The organism is Caulobacter sp. GW821-FHT09B08 (genome assembly GCF_059418225.1).
Genome location: NZ_JBWKPL010000003.1, coordinates 125,458 through 149,739 on the forward strand (window position 1 = coordinate 125,458; position 24,282 = coordinate 149,739).

Below are 24,282 nucleotides of genomic sequence, written 5' to 3' on the forward strand. Positions count from 1 at the left end.
CCGGCCGGGTCTAAGCCCTACGCCCCGCCGCGCTGATGTTGTCGACGCCCAGCGCCGCGAGGCAGCCGCGCAGGATGCCCTCGGCGTCCAGGCCGGCCTGGGCGTACATGAGGTCGGGCTTGTCCTGGTCCTGGAACACATCCGGCAGGACCAGGGTGCGGATCTTCAGGCCGCGATCCAGGGCGCCGTGCTCGGCCAGGGCTTGCAGCACGAAGGCGCCGAAGCCGCCCATGGCGCCTTCTTCCACCGTGATGATCGCCTCGTGCTCGCGGGCCAGGCGCAGCAGCATGTCGACGTCCAGCGGCTTGGCGAAGCGGGCGTCGGCGACCGTCGCGGAGAGCCCCCGCGCGGCCAGGAGGTCGGCGGCCTTGAGGCATTCGCCCAGGCGCGTGCCCAGCGAGACGATGGCGACGCTGGTCCCCTCGCGGACGATGCGGCCCTTGCCGATCTCCAGAGGAGCGGCGAGGTCCGGGATGGTCAGGCCCAGGCCCTCGCCGCGCGGATAGCGGAAGGCGCTGGGGCGGTCGTCGATGGCCACGGCGGTCGAGACCATGTGGGCCAGTTCCACCTCGTCGGCGGCGGCCATCAGCACCATGCCGGGCAGAGCGCCCATGAAGCCGATGTCGAAGGTGCCCGCGTGGGTGGGGCCGTCGGCGCCGACCAGACCGGCGCGGTCCATGGCGAAGCGCACGGGCAGGCGCTGGATGGCCACGTCGTGGACCACCTGGTCGTAGCCGCGCTGCAGGAAGGTGGAATAGATCGCCGCGAACGGCTTCATGCCGTCGGCGGCCAAGCCCGCGGCGAAGGTCACCGCGTGCTGCTCGGCGATGCCGACGTCGAAGGTGCGGTCCGGATAGGCCTTGCCGAACAGGTCCAGCCCCGTGCCCGAGGGCATGGCGGCGGTGATGGCCACGATCTTGTCGTCGACGGCCGCGTGCTTGATCAGCTCCTGGGCGAAGACCTTGGTGTAGCTGGGCGGGCCGGCGGCGGCCTTGTGCTGCTGGCCGGTGACGACGTCGAACTTGACCACCGCGTGCAGCTTGTCGGCCGCGCCCTCGGCCGGGGCGTAGCCCTTGCCCTTCTGGGTGACGACGTGGACCAGAACCGGCTTCTCGTCGAAGTTCTTGGCGTTGTTCAGCACGCTGACCAGGGCGTCCATGTCGTGGCCGTCGATGGGGCCCACATAGTGGAAGCCCAGTTCCTCGAAGAAGGTGCCGCCGGTGACCATGCCGCGGGCGTATTCCTCGGCCTTGCGGGCCGCGTCGCGGATCGGGGTGGGCAGCTTCTCGACCACGGTCTTGCCCAGCTTGCGGACCTTCCGGTACGCGCCGCCCGAGACGAGGTTGGCCAGGTAGGCGCTCATGCCGCCCACCGGCGGGGCGATCGACATGTCGTTGTCGTTGAGGATGACGATCAGGCGCTTGGTGGTGTCGACCGCCGCGTTCATCGCCTCGTAGGCCATGCCCGCGCTCATCGAGCCGTCGCCGATCACGGCGATGACGCTGTTGTCCTCGCCCTTGGCGTCACGCGCGGCGCAGAAGCCCAGCGCCGCCGAGATCGAGGTGGCCGCGTGGGCCGCGCCGAACGGGTCGTATTCGCTCTCGGCGCGCTTGGTGAAGCCCGACAGCCCCCCGCCCTGGCGCAGGGTCTTGATGCGGTCGCGGCGGCCGGTGAGGATCTTGTGCGGATAGGCCTGGTGGCCGACGTCCCAGATGACGATGTCCTTGGGTGTCTCGAACACGTGGTGCAGGGCCACGGTCAGCTCGACCACGCCCAGGCCCGCGCCCAGGTGCCCGCCGGTGACGGAGACGGCGTCGATGGTCTCGGCCCGTACCTCGCTGGCCAGCTGCTTCAGTTCGGCCACGGAAAGACCCCGCGTATCGGCCGGCGAGGAGATGGTGTCGAGGAGAGGGGTCAAGGCAGGCATGTCCGAAGAAAGCGCGGTCAGTTGCGGCGGTCCAGCACGAAATCCACGCTAAGGCGAAGATGTTCGGCCCGTTCGCCGAAAATATCGAGATGTGATCGAGTCTGGGCGGCCAGAAGGTTCACGCGCTCCTTCGCCGCATCCAGGCCCAGGAGGGTGACGTAGTTGGTCTTGCCCTTGGCCGCGTCCTTGCCGCCGGCGGCCTTGCCCAGCACGGCTTCGTCGCCCTCGGCGTCCAGGATGTCGTCGACGATCTGGTAGGCCAGGCCCAGGTCCTGGGCGAAACCCATCAGGGCCGCGCGCTCGGAATCCTTGGCGCGGGCGATGATCAGCGGGATCTCGAAGGCGAAGGCGATCAGAGCCCCGGTCTTCAGCCGCTGCATGCGGGCCACCGCGCCCAGGTCGTCGCGCACGCCCAGCAGGTCGATCATCTGGCCGCCGGCCATGCCCTTGGCGCCCGAGGCGATGGCCAGCTTGCGCACCAGTTCCGAGCGGACGTGGCCGTCGTCGTGGGTATCGGGGTGGGCCATGATCTCGAAGGCGGCGGTCTGCAGGGCGTCGCCGGCCAGGATCGCGGTGGCCTCGTCGTACTGGATATGGACGGTCGGACGGCCGCGCCGCACGTCGTCGTCGTCCATGGCCGGCAGGTCGTCGTGCACCAGGCTGTAGGCGTGGATGCACTCCAGCGCGCAGGCGGCCCGCAGGACCGGCCGCTCGGGCAGGTCGAACATCTTGCCCGTCTCAAGCGCGAAGAACGGCCGCAGGCGCTTGCCCGGCCCCAGGGCCGCATAGCGCATGGCCTCGGTCAGGCGGCTTTCGGGACCGTCGGCGCGCGGCAGCAGCTCGTCGAGCGCGACGGTGACGATGTCGGCGGCCTGGACGATGCGCTTTTCGAGATCGATCAAAACAGCTTCCCCCCGTTGGGGACGTCGCGGTCGACGTCGATCAGCACCACCCCGCCCTCGGCGTCGGGGAAACCCAGGCACAGCACTTCGGACTTCATCGGACCGATCTGGCGCGGGGGAAAATTGACGACCGCCGCCACGCGACGGCCCAGCAGCTCGTCGGGCGTATAGTGCTTGGTGACCTGGGCGGACGATTTCTTGACCCCGATCTGCGGGCCGAAATCGACGGTCAGCTTATAGGCGGGCTTGCGGGCCTCCGGAAACGGCTCGGCCTTCACGATCGTGCCGATACGGATATCGACGCGTTCGAAGTCCTCGTAGCCGATCTGCGGGGAGGCCTGGCCCATCAGTTGAACTCGGCCGCTTCCGCCGCGACGGCGCCACCTTGGCCCAGCACGATCTTCTCGACCTTCAGGCGGGCCGCTTCCAGCTTCTTTTCGCAGTGGGCCTTCAGCGCCGCGCCGTCCTCGTAGATCTCGATCGAGCGCTCGAGTTCGGCCTTGCCGGACTCCAGTTCGCCGACGATCTGCTCGAGGCGGGCCAGGGCCTGCTCGAAGCTCATGCCTTCAAGATCCTGCGGGCTGATCATTTCTACTCCGGAGCGAATGGGCGCACCCTAGTGGCGGGCGTCGGCGCGGGCAACGTCGTTGGCCAGCGTTTTGGTGAACGGGGTTACGGGGCCGGGCCCCGGTGTCGCTTGCGAAGGCGCCTAGACGCGTTCGAAGCGCTTGACGCACCAGTACTGGAAACCCTGGTCGACCGTCTTCTTCAGACCGCGCTTCTGCAGGGACAGGCCGATCATGGTGTTGAAGAAGCCGTGGGCCACCAGCAGCACGTCCTGGCCGTTGCGCGACAGGTCGATCAGCAGGTCGGCGGCCTGGTCGGCGCGGACCTCGGCCTGGGCCCGGCTCTCCTGGCCGGCGTGATGGTCGAAGAACCACCACCAGAAACGCGAGAAGAAGCCCCAGTGCTTGGGCGACATCTTGATCCAGCGCGGCCAGGGCGGCGGCGGCAGCGGGGCCTCGATGAACAGCGGGTCGGTGGCGAAGGCCCGGCCGCCGGCCACGGCCGTGGCGGTCTCGATCGAGCGGCGACGGGTGGAGGCGACGATGGCGCCCGCGTCGCGCGCCGTGGCCACCAGCGAGGCCGGCGGCGTCTGGCCGGCCAGCAGGCCGCCCTCCTCGTAGCGCGCCCACCACTCGCCATAGGCCGGGGCGTTGAAGCGGACCTTGCGCGACAGGGCCGGCTCGCCGTGACGCGCCAAGGTGATGGCGCCGGGCCGGACGCCGGTTCCCGAGACTGGAGTGGTGGACAGGTGGTCGGCGGATTCGTCGGCCATAGATATTGCAGGTCCGGTTTCGCGCCGCGCGCGATCTGTCGGACCTCTCACCCCTCTTGCAACGCTTGGACATGCGCGGCCGCCGAACGGCCGAGCGCCTGTAGGTCGTAGCCGCCCTCGAGCGAGGAAACAATACGCCCCCCGCATCGGCGGTTGGCGACGGAGGCGATCGCCCGGGTCGCCCAGGCGAAATCCTCGGCCTCCAGGCTCTGCGACGCCAGCGGATCGCGCACATGGGCGTCGAAGCCGGCCGAGACCAGGATCAGTTCGGGCGCGAATCCGTCGACCTGGTCCATCAGCCCCTCGAAGCCCCGGCGCCAGGTCTCGCGCGGCGCATGGGGCGCGACGGTGGCGTTGGCGACATTGCCCACGCCCCGCTCGGACGGGTCGCCCGTGCCGGGATACAGCGGCGACTGGTGGATCGAGGCGAAGAACACCGACGGATCGTGCTCGAACGCCGCCTGAGTGCCGTTGCCGTGGTGGACGTCGAAGTCGACGATGGCCACCCGCTTCAGCCCCGAGGCCTGGGCCACGCGGGCGGCCACGGCGATGTTGGAGAACACGCAGAAGCCCATGGCCGTGTCGGGCTCGGCATGGTGGCCCGGCGGCCGCACGGCGCAGAAGGCCCGGCTGCCCTGCCCGCCCGCCACGGCCCGAACGGCCGAGACCACGGCCCCGGCGGCCCGGAAGGCGGCGGTCAGGCTGCCGGTCGACAGCACGGTGTCGGGATCCAGCGCGTGGCGCCCGTGGCTGGGCGCGGCGGCCAGTATGGCGTCGATGAAGCCCTGGGGATGCACCCTGGCCAGGTCGGCGACCTCGACCAGCGGGGCCTCGAACCGCTCCAGGTCCAGCGTGGCGTCGTCGTCCAGCGCGTCGATCACCGCCCGCAGGCGCTCCGGTCGCTCGGCGTGGTTGTCGCCGGGCCGGTGGTCCAGCATGTCCAGATGGGTGTAGAGCGCCACGCCCATGGATCAGGCCGCCTGTCGCTGGGCCGCCAGCCGGGCGATGCGCCCCTCGCCCCAGGCGGCCAGGGCGTCGATCACCGGCCCCAGGCTGCGCCCTTCCTCGGACAGGCTGTATTCCACCTTGGGCGGCACCTGGGCGTAGACGCGGCGATCGACCAGGCCGACCTCCTCCAGTTCGCGAAGCTGCTTGGTCAGCATGCGCTGGGTGATGCCGGTCAGGCGCCGGCCCAGTTCGTTGAACCGCAGCGTGCCGTCGCGCTTCAGGTGGAACAGGATCACCCCTTTCCACTTGCCGTCCATCAGGTCGAGCGTCGCCTCGACCGGGCAGCCCTCGGCGCACTGGTAGTCGCGGAACTTGGCCATCACAGTATCCTTTTGGGTACTACCGACAGAATTTTACCGTACTTGCGCGTTTCGCAGGTTAGTCCGATCTGGGGTCCAGGCCAACCGATACAAGGCCGCCACACAAGGATCCCGCCATGAAAGCCGTCGGCTTCAAAGCCCCCTCGCCCGTCGCCGCCCCGGACTCGCTAATCGATCTGGACCTGCCCAAACCCGTGCCCACCGGCCGCGACCTGCTGGTGGCCGTCCGCGCCGTCTCGGTGAACCCGGTCGACACCAAGATCCGCGCCGGCCGCAAACCGGCCGAGGGCCAGGTCGAGGTGATCGGCTGGGACGCCGCCGGCGTGGTCGAGGCCGTGGGGCCCGATGTCACCCTGTTCAAGATCGGCGACCCGGTCTGGTACGCCGGCGCCATCGACCGGCCCGGTTCGAACGCGGAGTTCCAACTGGTCGACGAGCGGATTGTCGGCAGGAAGCCCGCCAGCCTGTCGTTCGCCCACGCCGCCGCCCTGCCCCTGACGGCGATCACCGCCTGGGAGCTGCTGTTCGACCGCCTGGGCGCGACCGCCGACAGCGACGGGACCCTGCTGGTGGTGGGCGGCGCGGGCGGGGTCGGCTCGATCCTGATCCAGCTGGCCCGCCAGTTGACCAAGCTGACCGTCGTCGCCACCGCCTCCCGGCCCGAGACCCGCGCCTGGTGCCTGGAGCTGGGCGCCCACCACGTGGTGGACCATTCCGCCGACCTCGCCGCCCAGGTCGCCGCCACCGGCGTCGGCCCCGTCGCCCTGATCGCCGGCCTGACCAACACGACCGACCACTTCCCCGCCCTGGTCGAGATCGTCGCGCCCCAGGGCCGCATCGCGGTGATCGACGATCCCAAGTCGCTCGACGTCGTGCCCCTGAAGCTGAAGGCCGTGTCGCTGCATTGGGAGCTGATGTTCACCCGCTCGCTGTTCCAGACGCCTGACATGATCGCCCAGCACGAACTCCTGAACGCCGTGGCCGATCTGGTCGACGCCGGTCGCCTGAAGACCACGGTGACCGAGGTGCTCAGCCCCATCGGCGCCGCCAACCTGGTCAAGGCCCACGCCGCCATCGAGAGCGGCCGCACGCGCGGCAAGATCGTGCTGGAGGGCTTCTGAACCGATTGCCGGACCGGGGTCGTGGCGGCTATCCAGGCGTCATGACCCCGACCATCCGCCGCGCCACGATCGACGACGCCGACACCGTTTCCAGCCTCGGCGCCCGCACCTTCAGCGACACCTTCGCCCATCTGTACCCGACCGAGGACCTGGAGACCTTCCTGGCCTACGCCTACGGCCTGGAGCGCACGAAGCGCGACCTGGCCGATCCGGCCATGGCCACCTGGCTGATGGAGCTGGACGGCGAGGCCATCGGCTACGCCACGGCCGGTCCGGCGGGTCTGCCCCATCCGGACGTGCGGCCCGAGCACGGCGAGCTGAACCGCATCTATGTGCTCAAGGACTTCCAGGGCGGCGGGCGCGGCTCGCTGCTGCTGAAGACCGTGCTGGACTGGCTGGAGCGCGACGGCCCCCGCCCGCTATGGATCGGGGTGTGGTCGCAGAACCTGGGGGCGCAGAAGCTTTACGAGAGCAAGGGCTTCGAGAAGGTTGGGGAGTACTTCTTCCCCGTCGGCGAGACCCGAGACCTGGAGTTCATCCTGCGGCGGGGGTGACAGACACCGGGGACACACACTCGCTCCTCGGCCCGAGATCGCCCTGCCGAAATCGTGGGGCGAGTGTGTGTCCCCACCTTCGGCGCCGTTGCGCCTAGCCCCATAACCCGCCATCCTTCGAACAACCGTTCGAAAGCAGACCCATGTTCCTCCGCTTCTTCTCCGAGCTCCGCGCCGCCAAGATTCCGGTCAGCTTGCGCGAATACCTCCTGCTAATGGAGGCGCTGGACAACGACGTCATCGACCGGCGGATCGAGGACTTCTACTTCCTGTCGCGCGCCAGCCTGGTGAAGGACGAGAAGAATCTCGACAAGTTCGACCGGGTGTTCGGCCACGTCTTCAAGGGGCTGGAGACCGTCGAGGACGGCATCACCGCCGACATTCCGGAAGAGTGGCTGAAGGCCCTGACCGAGAAGTTCCTCACCGACGAGGAAAAGGCGCAGATCGAGGCCCTGGGCGGCTTCGAGAAGCTGATGGAGACCCTGCGCGAGCGTCTCGAAGAACAGAAGAAGCGCCACGAGGGCGGCAACAAGTGGATCGGCTCGGGCGGCACCTCGCCCTTCGGCAACAACGGCTACAACCCCGAAGGCGTGCGCATCGGCCAGGACAAGAGCCGCCACGGCAAGGCCGTGAAGGTCTGGGACAAGCGCGAGTACAAGAACCTCGACGACACGGTCGAGCTGGGCACCCGCAACATCAAGGTGGCGCTGCGCCGCCTGCGCAAGTTCGCCCGCCAGGGGGCGCAGGACGAGCTGGATCTCAACGGCACCATCCGGGGCACCGCCGAGAAGGGTTATCTGGACATCCAGATGCGTCCCGAGCGGCGCAACACGATCAAGGTGCTGTTGTTCTTCGACATCGGCGGCTCGATGGACAGCCACATCAAGCTCTGCGAGGAGCTGTTCAGCGCCGCCCGCACCGAGTTCAAGCACCTGGAATTCTTCTACTTCCACAACTGCCTGTACGAGGCGGTGTGGAAGGACAATCGCCGCCGCCTCGCCGAAAAGACCCCGACCTGGGACGTGCTCCACAAGTTCCCCAGCGACTACAAGGTGATCTTCGTCGGCGACGCGACCATGAGCCCCTACGAGATCACCTATCCGGGCGGCAGCGTCGAGCACTGGAACGAGGAGCCGGGCGCGGCCTGGGTCAGCCGGGTCACCGACATCTACCAGAGCGCCGTGTGGCTGAACCCCACGCCAGAGCGGCACTGGGACTACACCCAGTCGATCGGCGTGATGAAGCAGCTGATGAACGACCGGATGTATCCGCTGACCATCGAGGGTCTGGACAAGGCCATGCGCGAGCTGGTGCGGGGGTAAAGCTCAAGCCCCCCCCGCAGGTCGAAGACCCTTGGTTAGTCGGGTCCGTTGCCTGTGCAGACCTCGTCCACCCAGACCTCATAGAACGCGGTCCTCACGCCGCCGGTGACGATCGAACCCTCGCAATTGCTGATCCAGACGCCGACCTCATTGGTGTGCGCGGCATCGTCGAAATAGTGGATTTCACGTTTGCGGTACGGCACCGCCCCACTGACGGCCGGGATGACCAGTCCCACGACGGCCGCAACGATCGTTAGCCTCTTGGCCAGTTTTCCGTATTGCATATCGTCCTCTTTTCACAACCCAAGGAAGAATGCAGGAATTCAAGACTCGCGCAATCATTGGCAGCAACCTTTTCGGCCCGCGCTGATAAATTGCACTCCAGGAGCCCATGCGCTTTCTTCAGCGGCGTCAGGGTCGAGCGGACGGACCATGGATGATCCCCACCACCTGCTGCGTTTCCTGGACGCCCAGCACGGCGTGTACGAGGCCGCGCTGGACGAGCTGAAGCGCGGTCGCAAGACCAGTCACTGGATGTGGTTCGTCTTTCCGCAGATCGCGGGCCTGGGGCTCAGCCAGATGTCGCGGCGCTACGCCATCGGCTCGCTGGACGAGGCGCGGGCCTATCTGGCCCATCCGGTGCTGGGTCCGCGGCTGATCGCCGGGGTCGAGGCGGTCAACGCGGTCGAGAACCGGTCGGCGCATGAGATCTTCGGCTCGCCCGACGACCAGAAGTTCCAGTCGTGCCTGACCCTGTTCGAACAGGCGGCCACCGAGCCTCGGGTCTTCGCTACGGCCTTGGACAAATATTACGGCGGCCGGCGCGACGGGCGCACCTTGGCGGCCCTTGATCGGGGCGATCCCGCCTAGGCCCGCCGCGCGCATGTAAAACGGTCAATCCGCATCGCCCCGGCGGCGCTTGCCGATTTCCTCCGTCGGCGTTCCATCTTGACGCTTGCGCCAAATTCGAACGGCCGTAAGACTTCCCTAAAGGTAAAGGGGATCCGTAAGTGAGTCCGAAGAGCGACGGCGTTGCCGTCACCACCGCGCCCGAGATCGACGTCGAAGGCGTCGACAACGAGGCCGTCACCAAGAACCTGGTGTTCGTCGCCGCCGAGCGCCTGTTCGCGCTGCACGGCTTCCAGAACGTGTCGGTGCGCGACATCACCGCCGCGGCCGGCGTCAACCTGGCCTCGGTGAACTATCACTTCGGCTCCAAGGACGCCCTGCTCTACGAAATCTTCCGCCGCCGCACGGTGGAGCTGAACCGCGAGCGGGCCAAGAAACTGCACGAGGCCATCGACCGCCATGCGGGCGCCCCGCCCGTGCGCGAGATCCTGGCCGCCCTCTTGACCCCGCCTCTGAAGTGGCTGGCCCCCGACCACGAGCGCCGCATCTCGCTGCAGTTCCTGATCCGGGCCCGCAGCGAGGGCACCGACGAGATCCGCAAGGTGCTGCAGACCGACGTCACCCACCTGCGCCGTTTCTCCGACGCCCTGCTGAAGGCGCGGCCGGACCTGCCGTCGGAGGAAATCTACTGGCGGCTGCACTTCACCCTGGGCATGCTGCACAACAACCGCTTCGCCGAGTTCGACCGGCTGAACGTGCTGTCGGAAGGCACGACCAGCGAAGCCGACGTCGAGGCCCTGCTGACGCGGATGCTGAACTTCGCCGAGGCGGGTTTCTCGGCGTAGCACTTTTCGCTGTCATCCCGGCCTTCGGGTCGCGTGAGCGATCCGCCTGACGGCGGATTGGCGCGCAGCGCGAAGGTCCGGGACCGACGCGTGAACTCAGCGCTCCAGGTCGGTCCCGGATCGGCGGCCCTTCGGGCCTTGTCCGGGATGACAGGCCGTATCGGCTCCCACGCAACACCTCCCGGTTTTATCCTGCAAACACACCCTAAAGCCGCCCTGGCGGTTTGACAGGCCGCGCCGATTTAACTTACTGCGCTTGCGACTTATTCTCATCCGCAAGCGAGACCGCCTCATGACCCTCTCTCCGCGCGCCCTGCTGCTGGCCGGCGCCGCCCTGGCGACCCTCTCCCTGGGCGCGGTCGCCCATGCCGCCGAGATCGCCGACGTGACCGCCGACGAGGCCGTGGCCACTGCCACCCCGGAGAACCAGGTCGAGGGCGTGACCGTCACCGGGGCCCGCGCCCGCACCTCGGCCGTCAGCGGCCTGGACATGAGCCTGCGAGAGACGCCCCAGTCGGTGACCGTCATCGGCCGCGAGCAGATCGAGATCTTCGGCCTCAACGACGTCAACAGCCTGCTGGCCAACGTGGTGGGGGTGAACGTCGAGCGGGTCGAGACCGACCGCACCTATTATAACTCGCGCGGCTTCGACATCACCAACTTCCAGGTCGACGGCATGGGCCTGCCGATGATCTGGGGCATCCAGTTCGGCGACCTGGACACCGCCATCTTCGACCGGGTCGAGGTGGTGCGCGGGGCCAACGGCATGCTGAGCGGCACCGGCAACCCGTCGGCCACGGTCAACTATGTGCGCAAGCGCCCGACCCAGGAGTTCCAGGCCAAGGCCTCGGCCGCCTACGGCTCGTGGAACGACATGCGGCTGGAGGCCGACGTCTCCGGCCCGCTCAACGCCACGGGCACGGTCACCGGCCGGCTGGTCTACGCCAACCAGGACAAGGACAGCTATCTCGACTACAACAAGGTCAACCGCAACGTTTACTACGGCATGCTGTCGTGGGACGTGACGCCCAGGCTGAACGCCACCGCCGGCTATTCGCGCCAGGACAACCTGGCCAGCGGCGTGCTCTGGGGCGCCCTGCCGCTGGAATATTCCGACGGCACGCTGATCGACTATCCCCGTTCGGCCTCCACCTCGGCGGACTGGACCTACTGGGACACCCACGACAAGAGCGCCTTCGCCGAGCTGACCTACGACCTCGGCGGCGACTGGAGCGCCAAGGGCACCTACACCCACAAGACCTTCGAGGAGAACGCCAAACTCCTCTACGCCTCGGGCAACCCCGATCCGACCACGGGCCTGGGCGTCGAGGGCCAGACGGGCCGCTATCCGTCGACCTACAAGCAGGACCTGTGGGAGATCCAGGTCACCGGCCCGGTCGAGCTGTTCGGCCGCAAGCACGACCTGGTGTTCGGCGCCAGCACCGCCAAACAGAACGGCAAGGAATGGGAAGACTTCGCCGGCGGCGGCCTGCCCTATCCGGCGATCGGAGACTGGGGCGATCAGCAGATCGCCGAGCCGGCCTATCCCGGCGCCTATCTGGCCGCCGACACCCGTGATCGCCTGAACCGCTACTACGGCGCCGCGCACCTGAACTTCACCGACCGCCTGAAGGGCGTGGTCGGCTTCAATGCCATCGACCTGAAGTCGTCGGGCGACTCCTACGGCACGGACCAGGCGCGCAAGGCCTCGAAGGTCAGCCCCTATGCGGGCCTGGTGTTCGACCTGACCAAGAACGTCTCGCTGTACGGCAGCTACACCGACATTTTCAATCCGCAGTCGGAAGTCAGCATCGACAACGTCAAGCTCGATCCGGCCCAGGGCACCAGCTACGAAGGCGGCCTGAAGAGCGAGTGGTTCGGCGGCAAGCTCTACGCCTCGGCTGCGGTGTTCAAGTCCAAGCAGGAAGGCCTGGCCAGCTTCGCGGGCGAGTTCTGCGACGGTGTCGACGACGCCGACGAGGGCCCCGGCAAGTGCGGCGGCTACTACTATGTGGGCGTCGACACCACGTCGAAGGGCTACGAACTGGAGATCAGCGGCGCGATCACCGACCAGTGGCGCGTCAGCGGCGGCTGGACCCAGCTGTCGATCAAGGACGAGTCGGGCGCGGCGGCGCGCACCTACCTGCCCCGCAAGACCCTGAAGGTGGCCACCACCTACACCGTGCCGACCTTCCGCAACCTGACCCTGGGCGCCCAGCTGCGCTGGCAGGACGACATCTCGATGTTCGACTACGTGGCCGCCAGCGACGCCACGGTGGAGATCGTCCAGAAGTCCTACGCCGTCGTCGACCTGAACGCCGGGATCGATGTGACCGACAAGGTCCGCGCCTCGGTCAACGTCAACAACGTGTTCGACAAGAAGTACCTGGCCAGCCTGCTGTGGAACCAGGCGTTCTACGCCGCCCCGCGCGCGGCCTACGTGCGCCTGGCCTACACGTTCTAGGAGCCGACATGGACGCGCGGACCCAGGACTCGATCTCGACCGCTCCAGAGCCCAAGCGGGGTCTGGCCCGGTTCACGCCGCCCAGCCTGCGGCCGGCCCTGACCTTCATCCACCGGTGGGTGGGGCTGTTCATGGCCGCCTTCCTGTTCGTCTCGGGGGTCACCGGCGCGGTGATCTCCTGGGACCACGAACTGGACGACGTGCTCAATCCGCACCTGATGTTCGCCCAATCGGCCAAGGACCAGTCGAGCAAGGATGGGGCGAAGGCCCCGGGGGCGGCCCTGCCCGTTCTCGAGCTGGTTCGCCGGATCGAGGCCAGCGACCCGCGCGTCCAGGTCACCTATGTGCCCCTGGCGCCCGAGCCGGGCGGAACCCTGGCCTTCGGCGTCTCGCCCAAGCAGAACCCGGCCACGGGCAAGCTGCACGAGCCGCGCTACAACCAGGTGTTCGTCGACCCGGTCACCGGCGTCGAACAGGGTCGGCGCGAGTGGGGCGCGGTCTGGCCGATCACCAGCGAGACCTTCGTCTCGTTCCTCTACGTGCTGCACTACAGCCTGCACATTCCGGAGATGTGGGGCATCGACCACTGGGGCATCTGGCTGCTGGGCGGGGTGGCGATCCTATGGACGCTGGACTGCTTCGTCGGCTTCTACCTGACCCTGCCGCCGCGCCAGAAGAAGACCGCCGGAAAGCCCAAGCCCGGCAAGGGCTTCTGGGCGCGCTGGAAGCCGGCCTGGGTGATCAAGACCTCGGCCAGCGCCTACCGGATCAATTTCGACATCCACCGCGCCTTCGGCCTGTGGCTGTGGGGCGTGCTGTTCACCGTGGCCTTCACGGCCTTCTCGCTGAACCTCTACACCGAGGTGTTCTATCCGGTGATGTCCAAGGTTTCGAAGGTGACGCCCGGTCCGTTCGACGTGCGCACCCCAGCCGACCATCATTCGCCCATCGTCGCCACCAAGACCTACGCCCAGGTGCTGGACAGCGCCCGCGCGGAAGCGGCCAAGCGCGGCTGGACGGCGCCGGCCGGCGGCGCGTTCTACTCGCCCGAATACGGCCTCTACGGCGTGGCCTTCCACGAGCCGGGCGGCGACCACGGCGCGGCCGGCGTGGGTCCGCCCTATCTCTATTTCGACGGCAAGACCGGCGCCCTGGCCGGCGTCTCCCAGCCCTGGGTCGGCACCGCCGCCGACATCTTCGTCCAGGCCCAGTTCCCGCTGCACTCGGGCCGCATCCTGGGCCTGCCGGGCCGCATCCTGATCTCGTTCATGGGCGTGGTCGTGGCCGCGCTCAGCGTGACCGGCGTGGTGATCTGGCTGAAGAAGCGCAAGGCGCGAGTGAGCCGGCGGGTGAGAGCGGCTTAGCGCCCCGCGAAATGGCGGGCCAGGTTCTCCAGCACCAGGTCCGCCATTTGCGCCCGCCCCTGCACCGTCGCGCTGCCCAGATGCGGCTGCAACACCACGTCTTCACGCGCCAGCAAGGCGGGCGGCACACGCGGCTCGTCGGCGAAGACGTCCAGGCCCGCGCCGATGATCACGCCCCGCTCCAGCGCCGAGATCAGGGCCGCCTCGTCCACCACCGAGCCGCGCGCCACGTTGATCAGCAGCCCCTCCGGCCCAAGGGCCTCCAGCACGGCGGCGTCGACCAGGCCCCGCGTCGAGGCCCCGCCGGCCACGGCCACGAACAGCACCTCGCAGGCCTCGGCCAAGGCCAGCGGGCTGTCGGCATAGGCGTAGGACGCGCCGTCAACGGGCTTGCGACTGTGATAGGTGATCGAGGCCGCGAACGGCGCGGCGCGGGCGGCGATGGCCTGGCCGATCTGGCCCAGACCCAGGATCCCGACCCGGCGGCCGCTGACCCGCGTCGACAGGGCGATCGGTTTCTTCTCCGGCCACGCGCCGGCCCGCACATAGCGGTCTGCCACCATCATCCGCCGCGATAGCGACAGCCACAGACCGATGGCCAGGTCGGCGACGTCCTCGGTCAGGACGTCGGGCGTGGTGGTCACGCTCACGCCGGCTGCCTCGGCGCGGTTCAGGTCGATGGCGTCCAGGCCCACGCCGTGCACGGCGATGATCTCCAGCGCGGGAAGCTTGTCCCACAGCGCCGCCGGCAAGCCGGTCTGGCCGCCGGTGACGACGGCCCGAACCTTGGCGCCGATCTGGGCCAGCAGGGCTTCGGCGTCGGCCTGGCCGTGCAGCCGGTGAACGGCGTAGGCCGCGTCCAAAGCCGCCTCGAGCGTCGCCGACATCGGTTGGGTGAGCAGCAGGTCGGGCTTCATCGGCGGGTCTCGTGGCGACGGGGCGGAGGTCCGTTTCGGCCGTGTTTCCGTCCAGAACAAGGCGGGGCGTGGCTCTCGTCCCCTACCCCGCCATCTCCCACGCCAGCCGCAGGTCCTCCACCAGCTCCGCATACGCCCGGTCCTTGGCGTCCTCGTCCGGAATGCGCAGCATGAACGACGGGTGCCAGCTGACCAGGCCCTGGCCGCCGCCGTCCAGCGGCGCCGGCTGGCCGCGCGTCTTGCCGATCGGCACGGCCTTGCCGAACACCGCCAGGCTCGCCGTCGCGCCCAGGGCCAGGATCACCTTGGGCTTCACCAGCCGCCGCTCGGCGTCCAGCCACCAGCGGCAGGCCTGGACCTCGCCTCGGTCGGGCGTCTTGTGGAGGCGCCGCTTGCCGCGCGGCTCGTGCTTGAAGTGCTTGACCGCGTTGGTGACGAACACGCGCTCGCGCGCGACGCCGGCCTCGGCCATGGCGCGGTCCAGGAGCTGGCCGGCCGGACCGACGAAGGGCAGGCCCTGCAGGTCCTCCTGGTCGCCCGGCTGCTCGCCGACGATCATCAGCGCCGCCTTCTCCGGCCCCAGGCCCGGCACCCCCTGGGTGGCGTCGCGCCACAGGTCGCAGCGGCGGCAGACCTGCACGCCGGCCGCCACCTCCTCCAGATTGACCAGGTTGCCCTCGCCGTACGAGCCGTCGCGGGCGTGCTTCAGCGCGGCTTTCAGCACCCTTTCGGAGGGCTTGGTGGGCTGGGCGGCGACCATGGTCCGGGTCCGATCCTGCGCATTGGCGATCAGGTCCGGAATGAGCGCCGCCTCGGGCAGGTTCCGCCAATAGCGCTTGGGCATCTCCTGCTTCATCATCGCCGGGTTCAGCCGGGCCGGGTTGAAGATCGAGGCGTAGTAGGTGCGCCACATCTCCTCCTGGGCGTCCTGCGAGGGCGCGTCGGCCGGATCGGCGCCGGGCGAGGTCGTCAGGGTGCTCCCATCCCAGTGGACGCAGGCGTCGGGCGTCAGGATCGACCAGTTCATGTTGGCGAAACGCCGAGCGAAGAACGGCGCGGCCGCCTCGGTGACCCGGTGGGCCGGCTCGAACCAGGCCACGAACGTCTCGGGCGTCACGTCCTCCACCAGCCGGAAGCGCACGAAGGCGTGCATCTTGTGGATCGCCCGCCCGACGTTCTTGGCCATGTCGCGCGCCTTGCAGACATCGGCGTCGGCGGGGTTGTCCAGCAGGCGCGGCTGGGCCTCCAGGCGGTGGAGGATGCGGTACAGCAACGCCAGCCGTTCGGGCGAGCGGTGCAGGATGACGGTCTTGGCCAGGTCGATGAAGGCGGGCGGAACGGTGAAGGCAGGCTTGCCGGAGGCTTCGCAATTTCCGTTGTCATCCCGGACAAGCGCGAAGCGCGCAGATCCGGGACCGCCGGAAGCGCCGAGCTCTGGGTCGGTCCCGGATCTGCGCTGCGCTTCGTCCGGGATGACAGCCGTTGTTTGTGGCGCTTCAAACAGATCTCGCTCCACCGTCCACACCACCGCCTCCGGCTTCACCCCCTCGGCCCGCAGCGCCCGCGCCGCATCCCGCCAGCCGTCGAAGTCGATCTCGGACTCCAGCCGCGCCACCCGCATCAGAACAGGCTCAGTTGCTGAGGCTGGACCAGGGTGGCCCGCAGCCCCTCCCCGTCCGTGGCCGCGCCGGGCGTCCAGTCGGCGGTGACGATGAACGGCTTGGCGCGCTTGACCGAGCCGCAGACGCGCTTGACGTCGTCCAGGGTCAGCCGCGTCTGGGTCCGGGCCAGCAGGATGCGGTCGACGCCCCGCGCGCCCAGGCCCGGCGTGCGCAGCAGGGTCTCGCGGTCGGCGGTGTTGACGTCCACCGGGAAGTCGCCGCGATTGCGCAGCGCCCAGGCGGTCTTGGGATCCACCGACAGGTCCAGGTCCTCGCCCGGGGCGACGATCTCGCCCTGGCCGAAACCGTAGAACCGCATCAGCCAGTCGGCCTGGTACAGGCGATGCTCACGCACCAGCGGCGGCCGGATCACCGGCAGGCGGGCGCTGCCGTCGGGGATCGGGCTGAAGGCGGAATAATAGACGCGCTTGAGCTGGTAGGAACCGTACAGCGCCGCGCTGCGGGCCAGGATATCGCCGTCCTTGGCCGCGTCCGCGCCGACGATCAGCTGGGTCGACTGGCCGGTGGCGAACTTGCGACGCCCCGCCTTCCGCGCCGGTTCCGCGTGGTCCTCGATCCGCAGGCGCATGCGGCCCATGGCCCGCTTGATGCCCACCGCGTCCTTCTCGGGCGCCAGCACCGCCAGGCTCTCGTCGCCCGGCAGCTCCACATTGATCGACACCCGGTCGGCATAGAGCCCCGCCTCCGCCGCCAGCTCCGGCGAGGCCTCGGGGATCAGTTTCAGGTGGATGTAGCCGCGGAAGTCGTGGTCCAGCCGCAGCGACTTCGCCACCCGGACCATCTCCTCCATCGTGTAGTCCCCGGTGCGGATCACCCCCGACGACAGGAACAGCCCCTCGATATAGTTGCGCTTGTAGAAGTTGAGGGTGAGGTCGACGACCTCCTTCACGCTGAACCGCGCCCGCGTGACGTTCGACGACACGCGGTTGATGCAATAGGCGCAGTCGTAGATGCAGAAGTTGGTCAGCAGGATCTTGAGCAGGCTGATGCACCGCCCGTCCGGCGCATAGGCGTGGCAGATGCCCATGCCCTCCGTCGAGCCCACGCCCTTGCCGCCGACGGAATTGCGCCTCTCCGCCCCCGAGGAGGCGCAGGAGGCGTCGTACTTGGCCGCGTCGGAGAGGATGGCGAGCTTGCGTTTGAGATCGAGGACGGCCATGCGCTCATCCTATTGTTCTCATTTTGTTCTGTCGATGGCGATCACCCGCCTGTGACGGAACGAAGCAGGCCCAGCGGGGTTATGGACGCCGATGGCGCGTCTCGGGATCCTGCACGAAACACGATACCAGTACGCCCGGCCGGTCGGCTTCGGGGCGCATCGGCTGCTGATCCGGCCGCGCGACAGCCACGCCATCCGCATCGTCGAGGCCTCGCTGCAGACCTCCCTGCCCGGCCAGACCCGCTGGACCTACGACGCCGTCGGCAACTGCGTGTGCTGGTTCACCCCCGAGGGCGAGGCAGACGAGCTGGTCATCGTCAGCCGCCTGGTCATCGACCGCTTCCCGGCCCCCCTGACCGCCCTGCACATCGACGACCCGCACACCATCTCGCCCATCGTCTACTCGCGCGAGGACCGGGCGGTGCTGAACCCGTTCATCACCCCGGCCACCGACGACGACGACCGGGTGCTGCTGCGCTGGCTGCGCCAGCAGATGGAGCGGCCCGACGAGCCGGCCATCGAGTTCCTGCTGCGGATGAACGCCACCATCCACGACAGCTTCACCTACAAGGCCCGACCTGAAGCCGGCACCCAGACCCCTGCCGAGACCATCGCGTCAGGAGAAGGCACCTGCCGCGACTTCGCCTGGCTGATGGTCGAGGCCCTGCGGCGGCTGGGCTACGCGGCGGTGTTCGCCACCGGCTATCTGTACAGCGGCCCCACCTCGGGCCTGCGCGGCGCCGGCGCCACCCACGCCTGGTGCGAGGTGTTCCTGCCGGGCCTGGGCTGGACCGAGTTCGACCCCACCAACGGCCTGGCGGAGTCGCCCGACCTGATCCTGGTGGCCCACACCCGCACGCCCAACGAGGCCAAGCCGATCTCGGGCACGATCCTGGACGACCCGGGCGAAGCGCGCCTGGACGTCAGCGTCGAGGTGCGATTGCTCGACGCGCTGGGCGTCGCGGCGTGATATAAGAACAACTCTCGGGAGGACGCTCCATGATCAAGAACTTCCAGCACCAGACCCCGCTGAACACCGGCCATATCCCCCACCCCGAGCCCAAGCCGCAACACGGCCAGAAGCCGGACGCCGAGTGCCTGAAGGTCCAGGAAAAGCGCTCCTTCGAGCCCCGGCCGGCGCACTAGCTCACTTCACCCGCCGCCCGCCCTTCGAATGGCCCGTCGTCATCGGATCGGGCTTCTTCGGCGGGACCCAGCCCTTGGGCGGCACGTAGGATGACTGGTTGGTGCCCAGCCCCATCTTCCCAGGCTCCTGGCGGCGCAGGTACGAGGCCTGGGGCGCGTCGGCGCCGGGCTGTTCCATCACCCGCAGGTCGCGGCGGATCAGGTCGATCTGGTCGCGCAGGGCGGCGGCGGTCTCGAAGTCCTCGGAGGCCACGGCCTGGGCCATCTCCTCCTCCAGTTCCGACAGGTGGGTCTGGGACGGCATGCGGGCTCCCCCTCGGCTGATCTCCTCACCATAACGCGCCAAGCTTGAGATCGCCCACGCTTGAGAACAGCAGCGGCGAGGCGTAAGCCCCTCCCCGTGTCCTCAGTCCAGCCAGAGTCCTCCGCCGTCGGAACCCGCCTGATCGCCCTGGCGGTGGCCAGCGCGCTCCTGATGGAGTTCATCGACTCCACGGCCCTGTCGACCGCCCTGCCCACGCTTGCGCGTGCGTTCAGCGTCGACCCGATCCACCTGAAGCTGGCCCTGACCTCCTACATCCTGGCCCTGGCGGTGTTCACGCCGGCCAGCGGGTGGGCGGCGGAAAGGTTCGGCGCGCGGCGAGTGTTCATGACCGCCATGATCGTGTTCCTGGCCGGCTCGGCCCTGTGCGGCGTCTCCCGCAACCTCGAAGCCCTGGTGGCCTCGCGCATCGTCCAGGGCATAGGCGGGGCCATGATGACCCCGGTGGCCCGGCTGATCGTGGTGGGCTCCACGCCCAAGGACAAGCTGATCCGGGCCATGGGCTGGTTCACCATGCCCGCCCTGATCGGCCCGCTGATCGGCCCGCCCCTGGCCGGCCTGGTGCTCAGCGTCGCCGACTGGCCGTGGATCTTCTACCTGAACGTCCCCATCGGGGTGCTGGGCATGGTGGCGGTCATGCGCTTCGTGCCCAAGAGCCAGCCTGCCGAGATGGGCCGGTTCGACACCCTGGGCTTCGTGCTGTCGGCGGTGGCGATCAGCGGCCTGGTGGTGGTGGCCGAGACGGCGGGGCTGTCGTTGCTGCCGTGGTGGGGTCAGGCGGGCGTCCTGGCCGTGGCCCTGGCCTGCGGCTGGCTTTATCTGGTCAAGGCCAAGGTGACGCCCCGGCCGATCCTGGACCTGGACCTGCTGAAGTACCCCACCTTCCGCGCCAGCCTGCTGGGCGGGACCTTCGTGCGGCTGGGCATCGGGGCCAGCCCGTTCCTGCTGCCGCTGCTGCTGCAGGTGGCCCTGGGCTGGAGCCCGCTGAAGGCCAGCGTGGTCACCCTGGGCACCGGCCTCGGCGTGCTGATCGCCCGCCCGTTCGCCGCCGCCAGCCTCAAGCGCTTCGGCTTCCGCACCCAGCTGGCGTTCTTCGTGACGATGACGGCGATCCTGACCGCCGCGCCCGGCTTCTTCACCCTGGCCACGCCCATGGCCCTGATGGCCGGTGCGCTGTTCCTGGGCGGCTTCGCGCGCTCCAACCAGTTCATCGCCGCCAACACCATCGCCTATGCCGACGTGCCCCAGCCCAGGGTGGCCGCCGCCTCGACCCTGTCGGCCGTGGCCCAGCAGGTGGGCCTGGCCCTGGGGGTCAGCCTGGGCGGGCTGATGCTGCACCTGGCGCGCGGCCACGATGCCCACCTGACGCCCGACCGTTTCACCTGGCCCTTCGTCGCCATCGGCGCGGTGACCTTGCTGGCGTTGCCGGTGTACCTGCGGCTGGACCGGGACGCGGGGGCGGAGATTTCGGGGCGGGTGCGAGCATCGGAAACCCTCTCCCAGAGGGAGAGGGAGGGGCCCGCCGCATAGCGGTGGGAGGGTGAGGGGTTACACCCTCACCGATTTCTCGCAGACGCCGTGCCGGCGCGCCGGCGGGCGCCGTAACCCCTCACCCTGCCCTCTCCCTATGGGAGAGGGTTCTAGCTCCGCGCCGCCGCGATGCGGGCGCGGGCGATCTCGTCGGCGACCAGGTTGGCGGGGCGCTTGTCGACCAGGGAGTGGTCCAGCACCTCGCCCAGGGTCTGGGCCAGGCGGTCGAGCTTGGTCGCCACCCAGGCCGGGTCGAAGGCCGTACCGGCCTCCAGGGCGCGGATCTCGCCGGCCACATTGATGATGCCGCCGCCGTTGATCACGTAGTCGGGGGCATAGAGAATGCCGCGATCATAGACCGCCTGGCCCACGGTCTTGTCGGCCAGCTGGTTGTTGGCGCCGCCGGCGATCACCTTGACCTTCAGGCGCGGCAGGGTCGTGGCCGAGATGGCGCCGCCCAGGGCGCAGGGGGCGAAGACGTCGGCCTCGACGTCGAAGATGGCGTCGGTCGAGACGATCTTGGCGCCGGTCTTGGCGGCGACCTCGTCGAGCGCCGCCTGGTTGACGTCGGCGATGATCAGCTTCGCCCCGGCGGCATGCAGCTTTTCAGCAAGATAAGCGCCGACGTGGCCCACGCCCTGGATGGCGACGGTGACGCCGTTCAGGTCGCGGTTCAGAGCCCGCTGGACGCACAGGCGCACGCCGCGGAACACGCCCTCGGCGGTGACCGGCGAGGGATCGCCCGAGGCGGCCGCGTGGCCTTCCAGGCCGGCGACATAGCGGGTGGTCTTGCGGGTGTTGACCAGGTCGGCGGGCGAGACGCCGACGTCCTCGGCGGTCCAGTACCGACCGCCCAGGCTGTCGACGGCGCGACCGAAGGCCTCGAACAGCGCCGGCGTCTTCTGGCTGCGGGCGTCGCCGATGATCACGGCCTTGCCGCCGCCGAAGTCCAGATCGGCCATGGCGTTCTTGTACGACATGCCCTTGGACAGGCGCAGGGCGTCGGTCACGGCGGCGTCGCTGCTGCTGTAATCCCACATCCGGCAACCGCCGGCGGCGGGGCCGCGCGCGGTGGAGTGGACGGCGATGATCGACTTGAGGCCGGTTTTTTCGTCGAAGAACGCGTGAACGCCTTCATGTCCCTCGAAATCCGGGGAATCGAACAAGGTCATGCCGTCAGTCCTGCCGTAGCCAGAAAGTTTGCGCGCGGGTGTACGCTTGTGGGCCTGCGGCTACAACCCCTCGCCTCGCCGCACCGTCTATCGCCCCGAAACCTCGGTCTTCACCACGTTCGGCGCGGTGGGGGCGCCCGGGATCGGCGGAGCGCCGGACGGCAGGTCGGCCAGGGGATCCTTGAGGAACGCGGCCGCGTCGCGCCACACCACTTCGGCCTGCTTGTCGACCAGCAGCAGGTGCCAGCCGTTGGCGTAATAGGCCGAGCGGTCGTCGGGCTTGAGCCGCCGGGCCGCCTCCATGGTCGGCTCCTTGGGGATGATGTGGTCGTTGGCCCCATAGAAATAGGCGATCGGGACCTGCACCTTGCCCAGCGACGCCCAGGCCTTCTCCATCAGCCCGACCAGGCCGTAGAGGGTGTCGGACCGCGCGCCCCAGATCATCAGGGGATCGCGGCCCATGCGGCGCAGCTCCTCGATGTTGTCGGTAGGCTGGACGTTTTTCACCAGCCATTCCGGCGGCTTGACCACCCAGCTGCGCGTGGTGTGGGCGGTGATCCACAGGCTGGTCTTGTAGGGCAGCGGCTGGTTGGACCAGCCCCAGACGGCGGGAGCGAACAGCAGGACGCGGTCGGCGGCGGGCGGGCGCTCGCCGGCCATGGCGGCGATGGCCAGGGCCCCGCCCATGCTCTCGCCGGCCAGGGCGACCTTGGCCTCGGGATGGGCCTCGCGGACCAGGGCGACGGCGGTGCGGATGTCCTCGGCCACCAAGTCGACCGGCGCCCACACCCCGCGATCGGGCGAGCGGCCGAAACCCCGCACGTCGATGGCGTAGGTGGCGATCCCTTGGCTCGCCCAGAATGGCCCGGCCAGGTGGAAGGCGTTGGAATAGTCGTTCATGCCATGCAGGGCGACGATCACGTGGGTGACCGGCTGGCCCTCGGGCGGCAGCCAGGTCATCAGGCCCAGCTTCTGCCCGTCGAAACTGACCAGCCCGTCCTTCTCCAGGCGCGGCCCGCGAAAGCCCAGCTGGCCCAGGCCCGGACGCTGGGTGACGGGAGCGCAGGCCGCGAGACCCGCCACGCAGGCGGCGCTGAGAAGAAGGGACCGACGGTTCATGACGCCAGAATGCCCGCCACCCGGCGGCGAAGATAGGGCGCGACCTCGGCCTCGAACCACGGATTGGCCTTGAGCCAGCCGGTGTTGCGCCACGAGGGGTGCGGCAGGGGCAGGACGCCCTCGTCGATATAGTCGCGCCAGGCGGCGACGGTGTCGGTCATGTTGCCCTTCATGCGCGACTCCAACGCCCAGGCTTGGGCATGGCTCCCGACCAACAGGGTCAGTTCCACTTTGGGCAAGGCCGCCAGCAATTGGGGCCGCCAAAGCACGGCGCAGCGGGCCGGCGGGGGATAGTCGCCGCCCTTCGGATTGGTGCCCGGAAAGCAGAAGGCCATGGCCGCCACCCCGATCTCCGGCCGACCATAGAAGGTCTCGCGGTCGATCCCCATCCAGTCGCGCAGGCGGTTGCCCGAGGCGTCGTTGAACGGCAGGCCGGTCTCGTGGACGATCCGCCCCGGCGCCTGGCCGCAGATCAGCAGGCGCGTGCCCTCCTCCACCCTCACCACCGGCCGGGGCGCATGCGGCAGATAGGGCGCGCAGGCCCGGCAGGCGCGGATGTCGGCGAGGATGGCGTCCAGCGGCATGGCCGAGCCATGAGACGATCCCGAACCGAACGCAAGCTCGGCCCGGGCCATCGTCCTGAGATCGTTCTACATTTTCCCGCCCGACGCGAGATCAGAAACGCGAGCCCTTCGCCACCCCGCGCCCAAACATAAACCTCTGCATTAAAGCAAAGACTTATGTCGCATACCCGACAGAATGAGTCTAACTCAGCGCATTCGGAAACAAATTCCACCTCAAGTATTATCCGCAGCATCATTGAGGATGCTTCTTATGGCGCGATTGAGAATTCTATTCGTGGAGGACAATCCAACCTTAAGCTTGCTGAACTGCACCGTTCTGCGGGAAGTCGGCTACGAGGTCGCCGAAGCCTCGAGCGCCCGCGAGGCCGCCAGGATCATCGGCGATCCCGAACCCATCGCCGCCCTGGTGACCGACATCAACCTGGGCCCCGGCGAGGACGGTTTCCAAGTCGCTCGCCGCGCCCGCGCGACCTATCCCGACCTGCCGGTGGTCTTCATCTCGGCGGCGGCCGGGGCGCGCTTTCCGGACGAAGGCGTGCAGGGCTCGCAATTCGTCGCCAAGCCCTTTCCGCCGCGACTGATCCTGGAAGCCCTCGACCGCGCCCTGCGGACCGCCACGGCCTGAGCCGCTCCGCC

Annotated in this window: 26 protein-coding genes; 11 read left to right on the top strand and 15 right to left on the bottom strand. The window is 68.8% G+C overall.

The features are described from left to right. Positions 1-10 precede the first annotated feature (10 nt). The 7 genes from dxs to AC07OA_RS11270 all read right to left on the bottom strand — a co-directional run bounded on the left by dxs (position 11) and on the right by AC07OA_RS11270 (position 5,496). A complete protein-coding gene (gene dxs / locus AC07OA_RS11240) occupies positions 11-1,927 on the bottom strand; it encodes a 1-deoxy-D-xylulose-5-phosphate synthase (RefSeq protein ID WP_494663892.1) in 1,917 nt (638 codons plus the stop codon). A gap of 17 nt (positions 1,928-1,944) precedes the next feature. After that, positions 1,945-2,829 (bottom strand): polyprenyl synthetase family protein, encoded by an 885-nt coding sequence (locus AC07OA_RS11245; RefSeq protein WP_494663893.1) that lies wholly within the window; start codon positions 2,827-2,829, stop codon positions 1,945-1,947. Then, positions 2,826-3,176 carry a tRNA-binding protein gene (locus AC07OA_RS11250; RefSeq protein WP_494663894.1) on the bottom strand — a complete coding sequence of 117 codons (351 nt, stop codon included), beginning with the start codon at positions 3,174-3,176 and terminating at the stop codon, positions 2,826-2,828. The genes AC07OA_RS11245 and AC07OA_RS11250 overlap by 4 nt, the downstream gene beginning before the upstream one ends. Next, on the bottom strand, positions 3,176-3,418 hold the full coding sequence (locus tag AC07OA_RS11255; RefSeq protein WP_132090877.1) for an exodeoxyribonuclease VII small subunit: 243 nt from the start codon (positions 3,416-3,418) through the stop codon (positions 3,176-3,178). Before AC07OA_RS11255 ends, AC07OA_RS11250 begins: the two co-directional genes overlap by 1 nt. A 120-nt stretch (positions 3,419-3,538) precedes the next feature. Then, positions 3,539-4,168 (bottom strand): histidine phosphatase family protein, encoded by a 630-nt coding sequence (locus tag AC07OA_RS11260; protein WP_494663895.1) that lies wholly within the window; start codon positions 4,166-4,168, stop codon positions 3,539-3,541. Positions 4,169-4,215: 47 nt separating this feature from the next. Next, complete coding sequence (locus tag AC07OA_RS11265) at positions 4,216-5,136, bottom strand: histone deacetylase family protein (RefSeq protein ID WP_494663896.1); 921 nt, start codon at positions 5,134-5,136, stop codon at positions 4,216-4,218. 3 nt (positions 5,137-5,139) lie between these two features. Further along, complete coding sequence (locus AC07OA_RS11270; RefSeq protein ID WP_494663897.1) at positions 5,140-5,496, bottom strand: winged helix-turn-helix transcriptional regulator; 357 nt, start codon at positions 5,494-5,496, stop codon at positions 5,140-5,142. 116 nt (positions 5,497-5,612) lie between these two features. On the opposite strand from AC07OA_RS11270, the gene AC07OA_RS11275 reads away from it, so the two are divergent. The 3 genes from AC07OA_RS11275 (at position 5,613) to AC07OA_RS11285 (ending at position 8,493) form a co-directional block, all read left to right on the top strand. Next, positions 5,613-6,617 (top strand): zinc-binding alcohol dehydrogenase family protein, encoded by a 1,005-nt coding sequence (locus AC07OA_RS11275; RefSeq protein WP_494663898.1) that lies wholly within the window; start codon positions 5,613-5,615, stop codon positions 6,615-6,617. 41 nt (positions 6,618-6,658) lie between these two features. Next, complete coding sequence (locus AC07OA_RS11280; protein ID WP_494663899.1) at positions 6,659-7,171, top strand: GNAT family N-acetyltransferase; 513 nt, start codon at positions 6,659-6,661, stop codon at positions 7,169-7,171. Positions 7,172-7,314: 143 nt separating this feature from the next. Beyond that, complete coding sequence (locus AC07OA_RS11285; protein WP_494663900.1) at positions 7,315-8,493, top strand: vWA domain-containing protein; 1,179 nt, start codon at positions 7,315-7,317, stop codon at positions 8,491-8,493. 35 nt (positions 8,494-8,528) lie between these two features. On the opposite strand, the gene AC07OA_RS11290 is transcribed toward AC07OA_RS11285, so the two are convergent. Beyond that, on the bottom strand, positions 8,529-8,777 hold the full coding sequence (locus AC07OA_RS11290; protein ID WP_494663901.1) for a DUF6289 family protein: 249 nt from the start codon (positions 8,775-8,777) through the stop codon (positions 8,529-8,531). 148 nt (positions 8,778-8,925) lie between these two features. Here AC07OA_RS11290 and AC07OA_RS11295 point away from each other — a divergent pair, with 148 nt between their 5' ends. The 4 genes from AC07OA_RS11295 to AC07OA_RS11310 all read left to right on the top strand — a co-directional run bounded on the left by AC07OA_RS11295 (position 8,926) and on the right by AC07OA_RS11310 (position 14,015). Continuing rightward, the gene (locus AC07OA_RS11295) at positions 8,926-9,363 is read left to right on the top strand and encodes a DUF1810 domain-containing protein (RefSeq protein ID WP_494663902.1); all 438 of its coding nucleotides are present in this window, start codon (positions 8,926-8,928) and stop codon (positions 9,361-9,363) included. A gap of 185 nt (positions 9,364-9,548) precedes the next feature. Beyond that, positions 9,549-10,187 (top strand): TetR/AcrR family transcriptional regulator, encoded by a 639-nt coding sequence (locus tag AC07OA_RS11300; RefSeq protein ID WP_494664301.1) that lies wholly within the window; start codon positions 9,549-9,551, stop codon positions 10,185-10,187. A gap of 292 nt (positions 10,188-10,479) precedes the next feature. Then, a complete protein-coding gene (locus AC07OA_RS11305; protein ID WP_494663903.1) occupies positions 10,480-12,651 on the top strand; it encodes a TonB-dependent siderophore receptor in 2,172 nt (723 codons plus the stop codon). Between the two features lie 8 nt (positions 12,652-12,659). Then, entirely contained in the window at positions 12,660-14,015 is a 1,356-nt protein-coding gene (locus AC07OA_RS11310) for a PepSY-associated TM helix domain-containing protein (RefSeq protein WP_494663904.1), read from the top strand. On the opposite strand, the gene AC07OA_RS11315 is transcribed toward AC07OA_RS11310, so the two are convergent. The 3 genes from AC07OA_RS11315 to AC07OA_RS11325 all read right to left on the bottom strand — a co-directional run bounded on the left by AC07OA_RS11315 (position 14,012) and on the right by AC07OA_RS11325 (position 17,773). Beyond that, on the bottom strand, positions 14,012-14,932 hold the full coding sequence (locus AC07OA_RS11315; protein WP_494663905.1) for a 2-hydroxyacid dehydrogenase: 921 nt from the start codon (positions 14,930-14,932) through the stop codon (positions 14,012-14,014). The two genes, AC07OA_RS11310 and AC07OA_RS11315, sit on opposite strands and share 4 nt — an antisense overlap. A gap of 82 nt (positions 14,933-15,014) precedes the next feature. Continuing rightward, entirely contained in the window at positions 15,015-16,553 is a 1,539-nt protein-coding gene (locus AC07OA_RS11320) for a UdgX family uracil-DNA binding protein (protein WP_494663906.1), read from the bottom strand. Further along, positions 16,553-17,773: a putative DNA modification/repair radical SAM protein gene (locus tag AC07OA_RS11325; protein WP_494663907.1), complete on the bottom strand. Its 1,221-nt coding sequence runs from the start codon at positions 17,771-17,773 to the stop codon at positions 16,553-16,555. Before AC07OA_RS11325 ends, AC07OA_RS11320 begins: the two co-directional genes overlap by 1 nt. A 91-nt stretch (positions 17,774-17,864) precedes the next feature. On the opposite strand from AC07OA_RS11325, the gene AC07OA_RS11330 reads away from it, so the two are divergent. Both AC07OA_RS11330 and AC07OA_RS11335 read left to right on the top strand, forming a co-directional pair. Next, complete coding sequence (locus AC07OA_RS11330; RefSeq protein ID WP_494663908.1) at positions 17,865-18,743, top strand: transglutaminase family protein; 879 nt, start codon at positions 17,865-17,867, stop codon at positions 18,741-18,743. A 29-nt stretch (positions 18,744-18,772) separates the two neighbouring features. Continuing rightward, positions 18,773-18,919, top strand: coding sequence for a hypothetical protein (locus AC07OA_RS11335; RefSeq protein WP_494663909.1), 147 nt, complete (start codon positions 18,773-18,775; stop codon positions 18,917-18,919). 1 nt (position 18,920) lies between these two features. On the opposite strand, the gene AC07OA_RS11340 is transcribed toward AC07OA_RS11335, so the two are convergent. Beyond that, complete coding sequence (locus tag AC07OA_RS11340) at positions 18,921-19,223, bottom strand: UvrB/UvrC motif-containing protein (protein ID WP_494663910.1); 303 nt, start codon at positions 19,221-19,223, stop codon at positions 18,921-18,923. A gap of 96 nt (positions 19,224-19,319) precedes the next feature. Between AC07OA_RS11340 and AC07OA_RS11345 the strand changes: the two genes are divergently transcribed. Then, positions 19,320-20,771 (top strand): DHA2 family efflux MFS transporter permease subunit, encoded by a 1,452-nt coding sequence (locus AC07OA_RS11345; protein WP_494663911.1) that lies wholly within the window; start codon positions 19,320-19,322, stop codon positions 20,769-20,771. A gap of 110 nt (positions 20,772-20,881) precedes the next feature. On the opposite strand, the gene AC07OA_RS11350 is transcribed toward AC07OA_RS11345, so the two are convergent. The 3 genes from AC07OA_RS11350 to AC07OA_RS11360 form a co-directional block, all read right to left on the bottom strand. After that, positions 20,882-21,943: a Leu/Phe/Val dehydrogenase gene (locus AC07OA_RS11350; RefSeq protein WP_494663912.1), complete on the bottom strand. Its 1,062-nt coding sequence runs from the start codon at positions 21,941-21,943 to the stop codon at positions 20,882-20,884. An 87-nt stretch (positions 21,944-22,030) separates the two neighbouring features. Beyond that, positions 22,031-23,062 carry an alpha/beta hydrolase gene (locus tag AC07OA_RS11355; RefSeq protein ID WP_494663913.1) on the bottom strand — a complete coding sequence of 344 codons (1,032 nt, stop codon included), beginning with the start codon at positions 23,060-23,062 and terminating at the stop codon, positions 22,031-22,033. Then, positions 23,059-23,646 (bottom strand): uracil-DNA glycosylase family protein, encoded by a 588-nt coding sequence (locus AC07OA_RS11360; RefSeq protein ID WP_494664302.1) that lies wholly within the window; start codon positions 23,644-23,646, stop codon positions 23,059-23,061. Before AC07OA_RS11360 ends, AC07OA_RS11355 begins: the two co-directional genes overlap by 4 nt. Positions 23,647-23,896: 250 nt before the next feature. Between AC07OA_RS11360 and AC07OA_RS11365 the strand changes: the two genes are divergently transcribed. Next, positions 23,897-24,271, top strand: a complete 375-nt coding sequence (locus AC07OA_RS11365; RefSeq protein ID WP_494663914.1) for a response regulator — start codon at positions 23,897-23,899, stop codon at positions 24,269-24,271. Positions 24,272-24,282: the final 11 nt, after the last annotated feature.

Bases quoted from the DNA above. Each gene is read 5' to 3' on its own strand.
- AC07OA_RS11355 (WP_494663913.1), bottom strand. From the start codon at position 23,062: ATGAACCGTCGGTCCCTTCTTCTCAGCGCCGCCTGCGTGGCGGGTCTC.
- AC07OA_RS11260 (WP_494663895.1), bottom strand. From the start codon at position 4,168: ATGGCCGACGAATCCGCCGACCACCTGTCCACCACTCCAGTCTCGGGA.
- AC07OA_RS11350 (WP_494663912.1), bottom strand. From the start codon at position 21,943: ATGACCTTGTTCGATTCCCCGGATTTCGAGGGACATGAAGGCGTTCAC.
- AC07OA_RS11265 (WP_494663896.1), bottom strand. From the start codon at position 5,136: ATGGGCGTGGCGCTCTACACCCATCTGGACATGCTGGACCACCGGCCC.
- AC07OA_RS11250 (WP_494663894.1), bottom strand. From the start codon at position 3,176: ATGGGCCAGGCCTCCCCGCAGATCGGCTACGAGGACTTCGAACGCGTC.
- AC07OA_RS11290 (WP_494663901.1), bottom strand. From the start codon at position 8,777: ATGCAATACGGAAAACTGGCCAAGAGGCTAACGATCGTTGCGGCCGTC.
- AC07OA_RS11320 (WP_494663906.1), bottom strand. From the start codon at position 16,553: ATGCGGGTGGCGCGGCTGGAGTCCGAGATCGACTTCGACGGCTGGCGG.
- AC07OA_RS11340 (WP_494663910.1), bottom strand. From the start codon at position 19,223: ATGCCGTCCCAGACCCACCTGTCGGAACTGGAGGAGGAGATGGCCCAG.
- AC07OA_RS11275 (WP_494663898.1), top strand. From the start codon at position 5,613: ATGAAAGCCGTCGGCTTCAAAGCCCCCTCGCCCGTCGCCGCCCCGGAC.
- AC07OA_RS11325 (WP_494663907.1), bottom strand. From the start codon at position 17,773: ATGGCCGTCCTCGATCTCAAACGCAAGCTCGCCATCCTCTCCGACGCG.
- AC07OA_RS11315 (WP_494663905.1), bottom strand. From the start codon at position 14,932: ATGAAGCCCGACCTGCTGCTCACCCAACCGATGTCGGCGACGCTCGAG.
- AC07OA_RS11285 (WP_494663900.1), top strand. From the start codon at position 7,315: ATGTTCCTCCGCTTCTTCTCCGAGCTCCGCGCCGCCAAGATTCCGGTC.
- AC07OA_RS11280 (WP_494663899.1), top strand. From the start codon at position 6,659: ATGACCCCGACCATCCGCCGCGCCACGATCGACGACGCCGACACCGTT.
- AC07OA_RS11270 (WP_494663897.1), bottom strand. From the start codon at position 5,496: ATGGCCAAGTTCCGCGACTACCAGTGCGCCGAGGGCTGCCCGGTCGAG.
- AC07OA_RS11335 (WP_494663909.1), top strand. From the start codon at position 18,773: ATGATCAAGAACTTCCAGCACCAGACCCCGCTGAACACCGGCCATATC.
- AC07OA_RS11365 (WP_494663914.1), top strand. From the start codon at position 23,897: ATGGCGCGATTGAGAATTCTATTCGTGGAGGACAATCCAACCTTAAGC.
- AC07OA_RS11295 (WP_494663902.1), top strand. From the start codon at position 8,926: ATGGATGATCCCCACCACCTGCTGCGTTTCCTGGACGCCCAGCACGGC.
- AC07OA_RS11305 (WP_494663903.1), top strand. From the start codon at position 10,480: ATGACCCTCTCTCCGCGCGCCCTGCTGCTGGCCGGCGCCGCCCTGGCG.
- AC07OA_RS11330 (WP_494663908.1), top strand. From the start codon at position 17,865: ATGGCGCGTCTCGGGATCCTGCACGAAACACGATACCAGTACGCCCGG.
- AC07OA_RS11255 (WP_132090877.1), bottom strand. From the start codon at position 3,418: ATGATCAGCCCGCAGGATCTTGAAGGCATGAGCTTCGAGCAGGCCCTG.
- AC07OA_RS11310 (WP_494663904.1), top strand. From the start codon at position 12,660: ATGGACGCGCGGACCCAGGACTCGATCTCGACCGCTCCAGAGCCCAAG.
- dxs (WP_494663892.1), bottom strand. From the start codon at position 1,927: ATGCCTGCCTTGACCCCTCTCCTCGACACCATCTCCTCGCCGGCCGAT.
- AC07OA_RS11360 (WP_494664302.1), bottom strand. From the start codon at position 23,646: ATGCCGCTGGACGCCATCCTCGCCGACATCCGCGCCTGCCGGGCCTGC.